Below are 14,508 nucleotides of genomic sequence, written 5' to 3' on the forward strand. Positions count from 1 at the left end.
TGGCGTGCATTCTACCGAATGCGGCGAGTTCGTCAAGCGGGAATTTTCAAAGCGTCTTCGAAAAACCCAAATGGAAACAAGCACTTCTGCCACCATTACCGCCTGCAACGTTGGCCCGTCGCCGGCAGCGGATGCGTACTTTACGGATTTCCCCGGAGGCGTGCAAGGCCTTCGTGAAGAAAAATGTCGCGAGCGTGTCGCGGCGGTGACGAAACGATGACCGGGAGGCCGCAGATGCCTTATCCACAGCGCCTTGCGGCGCCCGCGGCAACGACCGGGTGTGGATAGGTTTACCGCCGGCCAGAAACACGAACGCCCGCGCGGGGCGGGCGTCGTGGCGGGGCGAGTCTAGCGACTCAGCGGGCGGAGGGCGAGTGCTTCAGCTTGCGCATCAGCGCCATCACCGGGCCGGAAGCCACGTAGGTGCCGAAGAGCAGCAGCAGCATCACCGAGGGTTCGATGGAGATCACCACGAAGCCCAGCACGACCGCCAGCAGGAAGACGAAGGGCACCGGCCCCTTGAGGTCGACGTCCTTGAAGCTGTAGTAGCGGATGTTGCTGACCATCAGCACGCCGGCGGCGCCGACCACCACGAGCATCAGCAGCTTGAAGCCGAAGGCCTCGGCATCGAAGCTGTGGAAGGTCCAGACGCTGGCCGCGACCAGGGCCGCCGCCGAGGGGCTCGGCAGGCCGATGAACCATTTCTTGTCGACACTGCCGATCTGCACGTTGAAACGCGCCAGGCGCAGGGCGGCGCAGGCCACGTAGAGGAAGGCCACCACCCAGCCGGTCTTGCCGATGTCCTGAAGGATCCAGATGAAGGCCACCAGCCCGGGAGCCACGCCGAAGGAGAGCATGTCGGAGAGGGAGTCGTACTCGGCGCCGAAGTCGCTCTGGGTGTTGGTCATGCGGGCCACCCGGCCGTCCAGACCATCCAGCACCATGGCGATGAAGATGGCGATGGAGGCCGCGGTGAAGTCGCCGTTGACGGCGGCCACCATGGCGAAGAAGCCCGAGAAGAGCGCCGAGGTGGTGAACAGGTTCGGCAGCAGGTAGATCCCCTTGCGGCGAATCTTCTTGCCGCCCTCCTCGGCCTCCTCGATGACCTCCGACTCGCGCACGAAGGTCGTCGCCAGGTCCTCCTCACCGGACTGGCCCGGCTCATGCTCGCTGCTGTGCGGATCCCGACTCATCTCTTTCTTCCATCGCCTTGGGTGTCGTTCCATTCTACACACACCGTGACGAAACACTCACGGGGGAGAGAACGCAACGAGGGCGCGGATATCCGCGCCCTCGTGTCGATCGAGACGACTCGCCGCGATCAGTTCTTGGACTTGTCGACCAGCTGGTTGGCGGCGATCCACGGCATCATGCCGCGCAGCTTCTCGCCGACCTGCTCGATCGGGTGCTCGGCGTTGAGGCGGCGACGCGCGGTCATCGAGGGGTAGTTGGTGTTGCCCTCGTTGATGAACATCTTGGCGTACTCGCCGGTCTGGATGCGCTTGAGCGCGTTGCGCATGGCCTCCCGAGACTGCTCGTTGATCACCTCGGTGCCGGTCACGTACTCGCCATACTCCGCGTTGTTGGAGATGGAGTAGTTCATGTTGGCGATGCCGCCCTCGTACATCAGGTCGACGATCAGCTTGAGCTCGTGCAGGCACTCGAAGTAGGCCATCTCCGGCTCGTAGCCCGCCTCGGTCAGGGTCTCGAAGCCGGCCTTGACCAGCTCCACGGCGCCGCCGCACAGCACGGCCTGCTCGCCGAAGAGGTCGGTCTCGGTCTCGTCCTTGAACGAGGTCTCGATGATGCCGCTGCGACCGCCGCCGATGGCCGCCGCATAGGAGAGCGAGAGCTCCTTGGCGTTGCCGGAGGCATCCTGGTGGATGGCGATCAGGTCCGGGATGCCGCCGCCGCGCACGAACTCGGAGCGCACGGTGTGGCCCGGGGCCTTGGGCGCGATCATCACCACGTCCAGGTCCTGGCGCGGCTCGATCTGGTTATAGTGGATGTTGAAGCCGTGGGCGAAGGCCAGGGTGGCACCCTGCTTTAGGTTCGGTTCGACCTGGGTCTCGTAGATCGCCTTCTGGTTCTCGTCCGGCGCCAGGATCATCACCACGTCGGCGCTCTTGCTGGCCTCCTCGACGGAGGCGACCTTGAGGCCGGCGGCCTCGGCCTTGGCGGCGGAGGAGGAGCCTTCGCGCAGGGCGACGGTGACGTCGACGCCGGACTCCTTGAGGTTGTTGGCGTGGGCGTGGCCCTGTGACCCGTAGCCCACGATGGCGACCTTCTTGCCCTGGATGAGGGAGAGATCGCAGTCCTTGTCGTAATAAACGCGCATGATGTGCTCCTGAGGCAAAGAGTGGTGATCGTTCGATGTTCTGTGTCGAGCTTCAGCGTTGATGGCCACCCGTGCCGTCTGACGCGGCACTGGGATTCGATGCAGCCGATGGACCCACCTTACGACAAGGGGCGCGTTGCGTAAAACGCGATATTTGCAATATCACATGCCGTCTTGTGCAATAATGCCAGCCATGGACATGCGCCCCCTCAAGCACTTCCTCGCCCTGGCCGAGACCCTGCACTTCGGCCGCGCCAGCGAGGCCTGCCACGTCAGCCCCTCGACCCTCTCCCGCGCGATCCGCCAGCTGGAGGAGAGCCTCGGCGTCGCGCTCTTCGAGCGCGACAACCGACACGTGGCGCTGACCCGCCAGGGTCGCACCTTCCAGACCTACGCCCGGGAGGCCCTGGAGGAGTGGGAGGCGCTGCGGCAGTCGCTGATGAGCGAGGCGCACACCCTGACCGGCGAGATCAGCATCTACTGCTCGGTGACCGCCAGCTACAGCTTCCTCTACGAGCTCTTGAGCGAGTTTCGCACCCGCCACCCGGGCATCGAGCTCAAGCTGCACACCGGCGACCCGGCCCAGTCCCTGCAGCGGGTGCTGGCCGGCAACGAGGACATGGCGATCACCCCGCGGCCCCGCCAGGTACCGGACGCCCTGGGCTTCAAGTCGCTGACCCGCTCGCCGCTCGTGTTCATCGCGCCCCACGCCGCCCACGGCTGGATCCCCACCACCCCCGAGTCGCCCTCGGCGACGCAGTGGCGGGAGGTGCCGATGATCCTCTCCGAGGCCGGACTGTCACGACAGTACACCGACACCTGGTTCCGGGCACTGGGCGTGGCACCGCGCATCTACGCCCAGGTGGCCGGGCACGAGGCCATCGTCAGCATGGTGGGGCTGGGCTTCGGCCTCGGCGTGGTGCCGCGGATCGTGCTCGACACGAGCCCGCTGGCGGAGCGGGTGCGGATCCTGCCGGTCAAGCCGGAGCTGCCCCACTACGACGTCGGCCTCTGCGTGCTCGAGCGCCGCCTGAAGAGTCCGCTGATCGCCGCGCTGTGGGACGAGGTCGCGGAGCGCTTCTGAGTCCGGCCAGCCAACCTGCTCTTAAGCAAAAAAAGCCGCCCCGAGGGGCGGCCTGGCAATTTAGCAGCAGGACGATTTACCTCACGAGCGAAGATAGGTCGGCCGCCGCCGGAGCGCAGCAACCGAAGTTGACTGGCTGCTCAATGAGGATTGTGAGCACCGCCGGCGGCCGAGATATCGAGCGCAGTAGTAAATCAAAGGGAGAGCACCTTGTCGCCCCGGGCAATGCCCGAGACCCCGGTGCGCGCCACCTCGAGCAGGCCCACCGGCGCCATGGCCTGGAGGAAGGCATCCAGCTTGCCCGCGTCGCCGGTGATCTGCACCGTGTAGAGGCTCGGCGTCACATCGACGATCTGCGCACGGAAGATGTCCACGGTGCGCTTCACCTCGTCGCGGGCCGCGCCCAGGGCCTTGACCTTGACCAGCATCAGCTCGCGCTCGATGTGGTTGCCCTCGGTCAGGTCCACCAGCTTGACCACGTCGATCAGCTTGTTGAGGTGCTTGGTGATCTGCTCGATCACCCGGTCATCCCCCACGGTGGTCACGGTCAGCCGCGACAGGCTGGGATCGTCGGTGGGCGCCACGTTCAGCGTTTCGATGTTGAAGTTGCGCTGCGAGAACAGCCCCACCACGCGAGACAGGGCGCCCGGTTCGTTTTCCATCAGAATCGAGATGATATGGCGCATCAGGTCCGCTCCGTCTTGGAAAGCAGCATGTCACGCATGGAGCCCAGGGGCACCTGCATCGGGTAGACGTGCTCGTGCGGGTCGACGAGAACGTCGAGGAACACCAGCTCGTGCTTGTCGGCAAAGGTCCGTTCCAGTGCCGGTTCGAGCTCGGCCAGCGTCTCCACCCGCAGCGCGGTGAAGCCATACGCTTCGATCAACTGCTGGAAGTTGGGCAGCGACTCCATGTAGGAGTGCGCATGGCGGGACTTGTAGTTCAGGTCCTGCCACTGGCGCACCATGCCCAGCGAGGCGTTGTTGAGGTTGACGATCTTCACGCCGCCGCCGAACTGCTTACAGGTCGACAGCTCCTGCATCATCATCTGGAAGCTGCCCTCCCCGGTCACGCAGATCACCTGCTCCTCCGGGAAGTTGTGCTTGATGCCCATGGCCGCCGGGAAGCCGAAGCCCATGGTGCCGAGCCCACCGGAGGTGATGAAGCGATTGGGCTTGTCGAACTTGTAGAACTGGGCCGCGAACATCTGGTGCTGGCCCACGTCGGTGGTCACGTAGGCCTCGCCGCGGGTCGCCCGGCAGACGGCCTCGATGACCTCCTGGGGCTTGATCGGCTCGTCGGGCTTGGAGGGCTCGTAGAGCTTGCCGCGACGCTCCTCGCGCCAGCCGTCGATCTGCGTCCACCAGTCGGCCAGCGCCTCGGGGTGGGCGATCTCCTGGCCCTGCACCAGGCTGATCATCTCGTTGATCACGCTCCCCGCCGGGCCGACGATGGGCACGTCGGCACGCACCGTCTTGGAGACCGAGCTCGGGTCGATGTCGACGTGGACGATCTTCGCGGTGGGGCAGAACTTGGAGGTGTTGTTGGTCACGCGGTCGTCGAAGCGCGCGCCGATCGCGATGATCAGGTCGGCGTGGTGCATGGCCATGTTCGACTCGTAGGAGCCGTGCATGCCCAGCCACCCCAGGCACTGCCGATCGCTCTGCGGATAGGCGCCGATGCCCATCAGCGTGGTGGTGATCGGATAGCCGAGCCGCTGCACGAGGTCGGTCAGCCCCTCGCAGGCGTTGCCGGTGACCACCCCGCCGCCGGTGTAGAAGACCGGGCGCCGGGCCTTGAGCATCAGCTCCACGGCCTTCTTGATCTGGCCGGTGTGACCGCGGGTGACCGGGTTGTACGAGCGCATCTTGACCTTCTTCGGGTAGACGTACTCGTAGCGTTCGGTGGGCGCGGTCATGTCCTTGGGAATGTCCACCACCACCGGGCCGGGACGCCCGCTCGCGGCCAGGTAGTAGGCCTTCTTGAGGACTTCGGGAATCTCGGTCGGGTGCTTGATCGAGAAGCTGTGCTTCACGATCGGCCGGGTCACGCCGACGATGTCGGTCTCCTGGAAGGCGTCGTCGCCGATCAGGTGGCTCATCACCTGGCCGCACAGCACCACCATCGGGATCGAGTCCATGTAGGCGGTGGCGATGCCGGTGACGGCGTTGGTCGCCCCGGGCCCGGAGGTCACCAGCACCGTGCCGGGCTTGCCGGAGGCCCGGGCATAGCCGTCGGCGGCATGCGTGGCGGCCTGTTCGTGGCGCACCAGGATGTGCTTGACCTTGTCCTGACGAAACAGCGCGTCGTAGATGTGCAGCGCCGCCCCGCCGGGATACCCATAGATATATTCGACGCCCTCATCCTGGAGGAAGCGGGCAATCATGTCTGCGCCGGAAAGCAGTTCCACAGATGTATCTCCCCTGGAGGTCTCGAGTGCGATCCGTGTCCGCCGTCGGGACACGAAGTCGAGTGCGGCGGTATGCCGCTGCCGGCCGTGCCGGCACCTGATGCCAAACCCTGGCAGTAAGGGCCCTGTTGGGGCCTGCACTCTCATCACGGCGGGTCGCCGCGTCGGGGCGTTGGCCAGGCCGGGCGGTTGGCCCGGACCCGGAAGTCCTTCGGCGGGTAGAGGCCCTTGGCCTACCCTTCGCGCGGGGTTGGGGGGTGGCCCGCTGGTATCCGCGCCCGCAAATCAGGAAGGCTCAAGGTTCCATTAGCGTTGTTGGCGTGTCAACCGCGGAAACCGCGTGGGTAGCCCATGGCGGGACTTTCGGCAAGTCCGGGCGGCCAGGCTGGCGCCAGAAAAAAGAGCCCGCCGACTCACGCAGAGCGGCGGGCAAGGGGGGTTACAGGACGCAACCTGATGTTAAGTCTAGACGGTTGTCGCCCGGGCGCCGGGCGACGAACGTAACGCTTTGTGGCGGTTTGTGGCGCATTGTGGTCACTGTCATGCCGGGGCTCGCGCCTCAGCTCTGGAAGACCAGCTGGTCGCCCTCCGTCTCGACATGGATGACGTCGCCGGGCGTGAACTTGCCGGCCAGCAGGTCCTGGGCCAGCGGGTTCTCGATGCGGCTCTGGATCGCCCGCTTGAGGGGGCGCGCCCCGAACACCGGGTCGAAGCCGACCACGGCCAGCTGCGCCAGGGCCGCGTCGCTGACCTCGAGCGACAGGTCGTGCTCGGCGAGGCGCGCGCGCAGGCGCTCGAGCTGGATGCCGGCGATGGCCTGGATCTGCTCCTGGCCGAGGGCGTGGAACACCACCACCTCGTCGATGCGGTTGATCAGCTCGGGACGGAAGTGATCGGCGACCACCGCCATCACCATCTCCTTCATCTGCGCATAATCCTGGTCGGCGTCACCGCTGTCGCTGCTCATGCGCTGGATGATGTCCGAGCCCATGTTGGAGGTCATCACGATCACGGTGTTGCGGAAGTCCACCGTGCGCCCCTGGCCGTCGGTGAGGCGGCCGTCCTCCAGCACCTGCAGCAGGATGTTGAAGACGTCGGCGTGGGCCTTCTCGACCTCGTCGAGCAGCAGCACCGAGTAGGGCTTGCGGCGCACCGCCTCGGTCAGGTAGCCGCCCTCCTCGTAGCCGACGTAGCCGGGAGGCGCGCCGATCAGCCGGGCCACGGAGTGCTTCTCCATGAACTCGGACATGTCGATGCGCACCATCGCCTCCTCGGTGTCGAAGAGGAAGTTCGCCAGCGACTTGCAGAGCTCCGTCTTGCCCACCCCGGTCGGGCCGAGGAACAGGAAGGAGCCGTTGGGGCGGTGCGGGTCGGCGAGCCCGGCCCTTGAGCGGCGCACGGCGTTGGCCACGGCGGTGACCGCCTCGTCCTGGCCGATCACCCGCTCGTGGAGCGCCTCCTCCATGCGCAGCAGCTTGTCACGCTCGCCCTCGAGCATCTTGGCCACCGGGATGCCGGTCCAGCGCGACACCACCTCGGCGATCTCCTCCTCGGTGACGTTGGAGCGCAGCAGCTGGTGCCTGGTAGTGTCGGCCTCGGCCTCGGCGCTCTCGGCGATCTTCTTCTCCAGGTCGGGGATCACCCCGTACTGGATCTCGGACATGCGCGCCAGGTCGCCCTGGCGGCGGGCCTGCTCCAGGTCGATGCGGGCGCGATCGAGCTCGTCCTTGAACTGCGCCGCGCCCTGAATGCTGGCCTTCTCGGCCTTCCAGATCTCGTCGAGGTCGGCGTACTCGCGCTCGAGCTCGCCGATCTGCTCCTCCAGGCCCTCGAGGCGCTTCCTGGAGGCTTCGTCGGTCTCCTTCTTGAGGTGCTCGCGCTCCATCTTGAGCTGGATCAAGCGCCGGTCGAGGCGGTCCATCTCCTCGGGCTTGGAGTCGAGCTCCATGCGGATGCGCGAGGAGGCCTCGTCGATCAGGTCGATGGCCTTGTCGGGCAGCTGGCGGTCGGTGATGTAGCGGGTCGAGAGCCTGGCTGCGGCGATGATCGCGCCGTCGGTGATGTCGACGCCGTGGTGCACCTCGTAGCGCTCCTTGAGGCCGCGCAGGATCGCCACGGTGTCCTCCTCGGAGGGCTCGTCGACCAGCACCTTCTGGAAGCGGCGCTCCAGGGCCGCGTCCTTCTCGATGTACTGGCGGTACTCGTCGAGGGTGGTGGCGCCCACGCAGTGCAGCTCGCCTCGGGCCAGGGCCGGTTTCAACATGTTGCCGGCGTCCATGGAGCCCTCGGCCTTGCCGGCGCCGACCATGGTGTGCAGCTCGTCGATGAAGAGGATCACCCGGCCCTCCTCCTGGGCCAGCTCCTTGAGCACCGACTTGAGGCGCTCCTCGAACTCGCCGCGGAACTTGGCCCCGGCCAACAGCGCGCCCATGTCCAGCGACAGCACGCGCTTGTCCTTGAGGCCCTCCGGCACCTCGCCGTCGACGATGCGCTGCGCGAGCCCCTCGACGATGGCGGTCTTGCCGACGCCGGGTTCGCCGATCAGCACCGGGTTGTTCTTGGTGCGCCGCTGCAGCACCTGGATGGTGCGGCGGATCTCGTCGTCGCGGCCGATCACCGGGTCGATCTTGCCACTGGCGGCCCGCTCGTTGAGATCGAGGGTGTACTTGGCCAGCGCCTCGCGCTGGTCCTCGGCGTTGGGATCGTCGACGCTCTCGCCGCCGCGCACGCCGCTCACGGCGGTCTCCAGCGCCTGGCGAGTCAGGCCGGCCTGGGTCAGCCGCTTGGTCAGCGCGCCGCCCATCTCCAGGGCGGCCAGCAGCACCAATTCGCTTGCGATGTACTGGTCGCCGCGCTTCTGGGCCTCGCGGTCGGTGAGGTTGAAGAGCTTGATCAGGTCGCGAGAGGGCTGCACCTCGCCGTCGAAGTTGGCGACCTTGGGCAGGTCGTCGAGATGGCCGACCAGGCCGTCGCGCAGCCGCGCGGCGTCGGCGCCGGCCTTCTGCACCAGCGCCTTCACGCCGGTATCGGTGGCATCGAGCAGCGCCAGCAGCAGGTGGGCGGGCTCCAGCTGGTTGTGCCCGCGGCCCACGGCCAGCGACTGGGCATCGGCCACGGCGTTCTGCAGCTTGGCGGTGAACTTGTCGAATCGCATGGTGATTCCTCCATCGGGATGGCGGCGCGTTCGGACGCGCCGCGTGACCCTGTCAATGTGTCTTGAGGGCTTCAATGGAGTCAGGGTGGCCGGCTTTCAAGTCGCCGGCCAGGGAAGGCGAAGGAGGTTGATATGGATCAAGCCTGCGGACTAGAGACCATGGCCATCGGGGTCAGACCCTTAAGCATGCTTTGGAATTTCATACCAAAGCATACTTAAGGGTCTGACCCCAAACAGTGGTGTGCCCGCCAACGGTGCCCACTTGGCTCTTGCCTCAGCGCAACCAAATCACGCTGGCCATGCGGCCGGTGACGCCGTCGTCGCGGCGGTGGGAGTAGAAGCGCGACTCGCAGGCGGTACAGAAGTGACCGCCGCTGATGTGCGACACGCCGAGGCGCTCCAGGCGCAGGCGGGCGAGCTTGTAGAGGTCGGCCATGTAGTGCCCCAGCCGATAGGGGCTCGGGTCGAAGGCCGCCTCGGCCTCGGGATGCACGCCGACGAAGGCCTGCTGCACCTCGGGCCCGACCTCGAACTGGGCGTTGGAGATCGCCGGGCCCAGCCAGGCCATCAGCGCCTCCGGGGGCAGCCCCATGGCCCCGACGGTCGCCTCGATCACGCCGCCGGCGAGCCCGCGCCAGCCGGCATGGATGGCCGCCACCCGGGTGCCGTTCCGGTCGCAGAGAAAGATCGGCAGGCAGTCGGCGGTCAGCACCACGCAGGCGTAGTCGCGGCTCATCGCCACCGCGGCGTCCGCCTCGGGCCGGGCAGCGGAGTAGGCCTGCTGCACCCGGGCGCCGTGTACCTGATCGAGCCACAGCAGCGGGCGGTCGTCGCCGACCTCCTTCTCCAGCTGGCGACGGCACAGCGCCACGTGGTCCGGGTTGTCGCCCACGTGGTCGGCCGCGTTGAAGGCGGCGAAGGCGCCCTGGCTGGGGCCGGTCTCGCGGGTGGTGACGAAGGCCCCGACGCTCTCCGGGGCGGGCCAGTCGGGCAGGATCGGCGTCGGGCGCAGGTCGAGGGTATCGCTCATCACGGGGTCCTTGGCACACGGGCCTCAGCGCATGGTCTCGCCGTCTTCACGCAGGAAGTCGAGCAGCATCAGCAGGTCATCCGGCAGCGGCGCGCGAAAGGCCATGCGCTCGCCGCTCTCCGGGTGCACGAAGGCGAGCTTGCGGGCGTGCAGCGCCTGGCGCGGGAACTCGCGCAGGATCTCCTTGAGCCGCTCGTCGGCGCCGGCCGGCAGCTTGAGGCGCCCGCCATAGACCGGATCGCCGATCAACGGGTAGCGCACGTGGGCCATATGCACGCGGATCTGGTGGGTGCGCCCGGTCTCGAGCTTGCAGCGCACATGGGTGTGGGCGCGGAAGCGCTCGACGACCCGGTAGTGCGTCACCGCCGGCTTGCCCGAGGCGTTCACCGCCTGGCGCTTGCGGTCGCGCGGATGGCGGCCGATGGGCGCATCCACGGTGCCGCCGGCGGTCACCACCCCGACCACCACGGCATCGTACTCCCGGGACACGCTACGCGCCTGGAGCTGCTCGACCAGCGCCGTCTGGGCGGCCAAAGTCTTGGCCACCACCATCAGGCCGCTGGTGTCCTTGTCCAGGCGATGCACGATACCCGCCCGCGGGATCGCCGCGAGCTCGGGGTCATGGTGCAGCAGGGCGTTGAGCAGGGTGCCGTCGGGGTTGCCCGCGGCCGGGTGGACCACCAGGCCCGGCGGCTTGTCGATCACCAGCACCGCGTCGTCCTCGTAGACCACCGTCAGCGGGATGTCCTCGGGCTCGAAGCGGGTGTCGTCCTCGATCTCGACGGCGAGCGCCAGGGCCTCGCCACCGTAGACCTTGTCCTTGGGCTTGGCCGGCTGGCCATCGAGGGTCAGGGCGCCGCTCTTGATCCAGGACTTGAGCCGCTCTCGGGAGAAGTCGGCGAAGAGCTCGGCGGCGGCCTGGTCGAGGCGCAGGCCCGCCATGCGTTCGGGAACGCGCTGCTGGGCTTCGAGGGTCTGGGACATGGGTCGGAACGGGGCTCCGTGCGCACCGGGAGCGATGACTGCGTTTCGCCGCAAGGTGCTTTATAGTGGGCGGATATCGGCCGATTCTATCACGGCCACCCGGGTTGTTAGACACGAGGATCACGATGCGCGTTATCACCTCCCCCGCTCGCCTGGCCGTTCTGATGCTGGCCGGCACCCTGCTGGCCGGCTGTGCCGGCACCCCCGAGGAAGAGGAACTCGACGGCGTCGCCGAACGCCAGCTCTACGAGGAGGGGCGCGAGGCCCTCGAAGAGAGCAGCTACACCACGGCGATCAACCGGCTCGAGGCCATCGACACCCGCTTCCCCTTCGGCGAGCACGCCGAGCAGGCCCAGCTGGAGCTGATCTACGCCTACTACCAGACCGACGACTGGGAGAGCGCCCGAGCTGCGGCGAGCCGCTTCATCCGCCTGCACCCCGATCATCCCCAGGTCGACTATGCCTACTACATGCGCGGCCTGGCCGCCTGGCAGGCGGGACGCTTCAGCCTGGAGCGCCTGCGCGTCATCGACATCTCCAAGCGTGACCTGGGCGCCACCCGCGACGCCTACGCCGACTTCAGCGAGCTGATCCAGCGCTACCCGAGCAGCCAGTACGCCCCGGACGCCCAGCAGCGCATCGTCTACCTGCGCAACGTGCTGGCCCGCCACGAGCTGCACGTGGCCGACTTCTACCTGCGCAAGGGCGCCTACCTTGCCGCCGTGGAGCGCGGCCGCTGGGTGCTGGAGAACTACCCGCAGACCGAGGCCAGCCGCGACGCCCTGGCGACCATGGTCGAGGGTTACCTCGGCCTCGAGATGCGCGACCGCGCCCGCGAGACCCTACAGGTGCTGATCGACAACGCGCCGGACCACGACCGGCTGCGCGGCCGCACCTTCCAGCCGCAGCACGTGAAGGCCGAGGCACTCTCGGCCTGAACCGCGCCTGACCGCAGCCAACACCCGCCAGAACCCACAACGCCACCGCCCTCTCGGGCGGTGGCGTTGCGTTAGGGGGAGGCAGACTCGCCGACGCGGCGCTATTCGCCGGGCTGCCAGCCGTTGACGATGGGGTAGCGGCGATCGCGGCCGAAGCCGCGACGGGTGACGCGCACCCCTACCGGGGCCTGGCGGCGCTTGTACTCGCAGCAATCCACCAGCTTGACCACCCTGTAGACGTCGTCGCGGTCGAAGCCCGCAGCGATGATCGCCTCGGCACTCATGTCGCCCTCGATGTAGCGCACCAGGATGGCGTCGAGCACGTCGTAGTCCGGCAGGCTGTCGCTGTCCTGCTGGTCGGGGGCGAGCTCGGCGGAGGGCGGCCGCTCGATGACCCGCTCCGGAATCGCCGGCGACTCGCTGTTGCGCCAGCGGGCCAGGCGGTAGACCCAGGTCTTGTAGACGTCCTTGATGGCATTGTAGCCGCCGACCATGTCGCCGTAGAGGGTGGCGTAGCCGACCGCCATCTCGCTCTTGTTGCCGGTGGTCAGCACCATCAGGCCCTTCTTGTTGGAGATCGCCATCAGCAGCACGCCGCGGCAGCGCGACTGCAGGTTCTCCTCGGTGGTGTCGCGCTCGGTGCCGGCGAAGCTCTCGGCCAGCGTCGACATGAAGGCCTCGACCATCGGTTCGATGGGCATCACCTCGTACTCCACGCCGAGCAGCTTCGCCTGCTCGGCGGCGTCCTGCTTGGAGATGTCCGCCGTATAGTGGTAGGGCATCATCACCGCGTGGACACGCTGCGGCCCCAGGGCATCGACCGCGATGGCCAGCGACAGCGCCGAGTCGATGCCGCCGGAGAGCCCCAGCACCACGCCCTCGAAGCCGCTCTTGTTGACGTAGTCGCGCAGGCCCGTGACCAGCGCACAGTAGAGGTTCTCCTCCGGCGCCACCTCGGGCTCGGTCTCGCCGGCGCGCGGCACCCAGCGCCCCTGCTCGCGGACGAAGGCGACCGGCATCAGGCCCACCGCCCAGTGGGGCGCCTGGACCATCAGCTCGCCCTGGGCATCGACGCAGGCCGAGCCACCGTCGAAAACCAGCTCGTCCTGGCCGCCGATCTGGTTGACGTAGACGATGGGGCGTTCCACCTCGCGGGCCCGCGCCTCGAGCAGCTCCAGACGCTCAGCGGGCTTGTCCTGGTGGAAGGGCGAGGCATTCAGGGTGACGAGGATCTCGGCGCCGGCATCGCGGGCCTGGCGCACCGGCGCCTCGCTCCAGATGTCCTCGCAGATCAGGATGCCGAGCTTGGCGCCCTTGTGCTCGATCACCAGCGGCTGGCTGCCGGTGGCGAAGTAGCGCTGCTCGTCGAACACCTCGTAGTTGGGCAGCGCCTGCTTGGCGTACTCGCCCAGCCACTCGCCGTTGTAGAGCACGCCGGCCAGGTTCCAGTTCTCGCCTTCCCGGCGCCCCGGGTAGCCGACGATGACCATGACGTCGCGGGCCATCTTCTCGGCCATGCGCGCGCGGGCGTGGCGCAGGCGAGTCTCCATGGAGGGGCGCAGCAGCAGGTCCTCCGGCGGGTAGCCGGTCAGGAAGAGCTCGGGCAGCACCACGATGTCGGCACCATGCTCGATGCGTGCCTCGCGTACCGTCTCGATGGCGCGGTCGGCATTGCCGGGAACGTCGCCGACCAGCGGGTCGAGCTGCGCCATCACCAGGGTCAGGTCTTGCATGGGCTTGGAAATCTCTCGAGAATCGGTGGACAGTCGCCATTGTCCCGCAAGGGCGGCCGAGTGGCAAAGCCGGCCCCTACCTGGGAGACGCACAAGGAATGAACCTGTTGCTGATTCGCCTGATCATCTTCGCCGTGCTGTTCTTCGCCGGCCTCAAGCTCTACCGCATCTACCGCGAGTGGAAACTGGACCGAGACGGCCCGCAGCAGGAAGGCGACGCCTCGGGTAACCGCATGGTGCGCTGCCGCTGGTGCCAGGTGCACCTGCCCGAGGACGATGCCCTGCGCGAAAAAGGCGACTGGTTCTGCTCCGGCGACCACCGGGACAAGTACCTGTCGGAGCAGGCGGAAGAGCAGCACAAGGACGACTAGGAGCCAGCCGGGCCAGTCGCTGGCCCATCCCCTCTCACACTCGGCCCCCTCGCAGCGACGACCAGGGCACAACCAGCGGAGGTACTCGCCGCCCTTCTCGACCTCTTGGCGCACAGCGTCTATACGCTATCGCCTACGGCGGAGATAGACCGCCCGGCTAGCCTGAAGAGTGACCCCCACCGTTCAGGACATCGCCGGGAGGCCCTATGCGCCGCTTCGCTGATCGTCGCTCCTCCCCTTACCGCCACCACGGCCTGACGCTGATCGAACTGATCGCGGCCATCGCCATGCTCGCCTTCATCGCGACGATCGGCATTCTCAGCTTCGCTTTCAGCGCTTCAGCGTACGCAACGAAGTGGCTATGGGAGGTGGAGACTGGCATGGAGGCTGCCCTACGTCACGCTGCCATGCGGGTCTTGGCGCAATGAACTGCTATCATGCTTGGGCGTGTATCCGCGTAGATAGC

At 67.3% G+C, this 14,508-nt stretch carries 12 protein-coding genes; 4 read left to right on the plus strand and 8 right to left on the minus strand.

What is annotated here, in order from left to right:
• Nucleotides 1-356: 356 nt before the first annotated feature.
• A complete protein-coding gene (gene pssA, locus FIU83_RS15865; RefSeq protein ID WP_152484940.1) occupies nt 357-1,193 on the minus strand; it encodes a CDP-diacylglycerol--serine O-phosphatidyltransferase in 837 nt (278 codons plus the stop codon).
• 128 nt (nt 1,194-1,321) lie between these two features.
• On the minus strand, nt 1,322-2,338 hold the full coding sequence (ilvC, locus tag FIU83_RS15870) for a ketol-acid reductoisomerase (protein ID WP_152484941.1): 1,017 nt from the start codon (nt 2,336-2,338) through the stop codon (nt 1,322-1,324).
• Nucleotides 2,339-2,531: 193 nt separating this feature from the next.
• Between ilvC and ilvY the strand changes: the two genes are divergently transcribed.
• The gene (gene ilvY / locus FIU83_RS15875) at nt 2,532-3,422 is read left to right on the plus strand and encodes an HTH-type transcriptional activator IlvY (protein WP_152484942.1); all 891 of its coding nucleotides are present in this window, start codon (nt 2,532-2,534) and stop codon (nt 3,420-3,422) included.
• A 194-nt stretch (nt 3,423-3,616) separates the two neighbouring features.
• Here ilvY and ilvN read toward each other — a convergent pair whose 3' ends face one another.
• From ilvN to rluD, 5 genes are all read right to left on the minus strand, one after another.
• Nucleotides 3,617-4,108: an acetolactate synthase small subunit gene (gene ilvN / locus FIU83_RS15880; protein WP_108446949.1), complete on the minus strand. Its 492-nt coding sequence runs from the start codon at nt 4,106-4,108 to the stop codon at nt 3,617-3,619.
• On the minus strand, nt 4,108-5,832 hold the full coding sequence (locus tag FIU83_RS15885; RefSeq protein ID WP_152484943.1) for an acetolactate synthase 3 large subunit: 1,725 nt from the start codon (nt 5,830-5,832) through the stop codon (nt 4,108-4,110). Before FIU83_RS15885 ends, ilvN begins: the two co-directional genes overlap by 1 nt.
• 559 nt (nt 5,833-6,391) lie before the next feature.
• Complete coding sequence (clpB, locus tag FIU83_RS15890) at nt 6,392-8,986, minus strand: ATP-dependent chaperone ClpB (RefSeq protein WP_152484944.1); 2,595 nt, start codon at nt 8,984-8,986, stop codon at nt 6,392-6,394.
• Nucleotides 8,987-9,260: 274 nt separating this feature from the next.
• Nucleotides 9,261-10,016, minus strand: a complete 756-nt coding sequence (pgeF, locus tag FIU83_RS15895) for a peptidoglycan editing factor PgeF (protein ID WP_152484945.1) — start codon at nt 10,014-10,016, stop codon at nt 9,261-9,263.
• 24 nt (nt 10,017-10,040) lie between these two features.
• Complete coding sequence (rluD, locus tag FIU83_RS15900) at nt 10,041-11,000, minus strand: 23S rRNA pseudouridine(1911/1915/1917) synthase RluD (RefSeq protein WP_152484946.1); 960 nt, start codon at nt 10,998-11,000, stop codon at nt 10,041-10,043.
• 125 nt (nt 11,001-11,125) lie between these two features.
• Between rluD and FIU83_RS15905 the strand changes: the two genes are divergently transcribed.
• Nucleotides 11,126-11,938 (plus strand): outer membrane protein assembly factor BamD, encoded by an 813-nt coding sequence (locus FIU83_RS15905; protein ID WP_152484947.1) that lies wholly within the window; start codon nt 11,126-11,128, stop codon nt 11,936-11,938.
• Between the two features lie 101 nt (nt 11,939-12,039).
• Here the strand turns inward: FIU83_RS15905 and FIU83_RS15910 are convergent, their stop codons facing one another.
• Nucleotides 12,040-13,671 carry an NAD+ synthase gene (locus FIU83_RS15910; RefSeq protein WP_152484948.1) on the minus strand — a complete coding sequence of 544 codons (1,632 nt, stop codon included), beginning with the start codon at nt 13,669-13,671 and terminating at the stop codon, nt 12,040-12,042.
• A gap of 98 nt (nt 13,672-13,769) precedes the next feature.
• On the opposite strand from FIU83_RS15910, the gene FIU83_RS15915 reads away from it, so the two are divergent.
• Nucleotides 13,770-14,042, plus strand: coding sequence for a PP0621 family protein (locus FIU83_RS15915; RefSeq protein ID WP_152484949.1), 273 nt, complete (start codon nt 13,770-13,772; stop codon nt 14,040-14,042).
• Nucleotides 14,043-14,248: 206 nt separating this feature from the next.
• Nucleotides 14,249-14,470 (plus strand): prepilin-type N-terminal cleavage/methylation domain-containing protein, encoded by a 222-nt coding sequence (locus tag FIU83_RS15920; RefSeq protein WP_152484950.1) that lies wholly within the window; start codon nt 14,249-14,251, stop codon nt 14,468-14,470.
• Nucleotides 14,471-14,508 lie beyond the last annotated feature (38 nt).

The organism is Halomonas sp. THAF5a (genome assembly GCF_009363755.1).
GTDB lineage: Bacteria > Pseudomonadota > Gammaproteobacteria > Pseudomonadales > Halomonadaceae > Halomonas.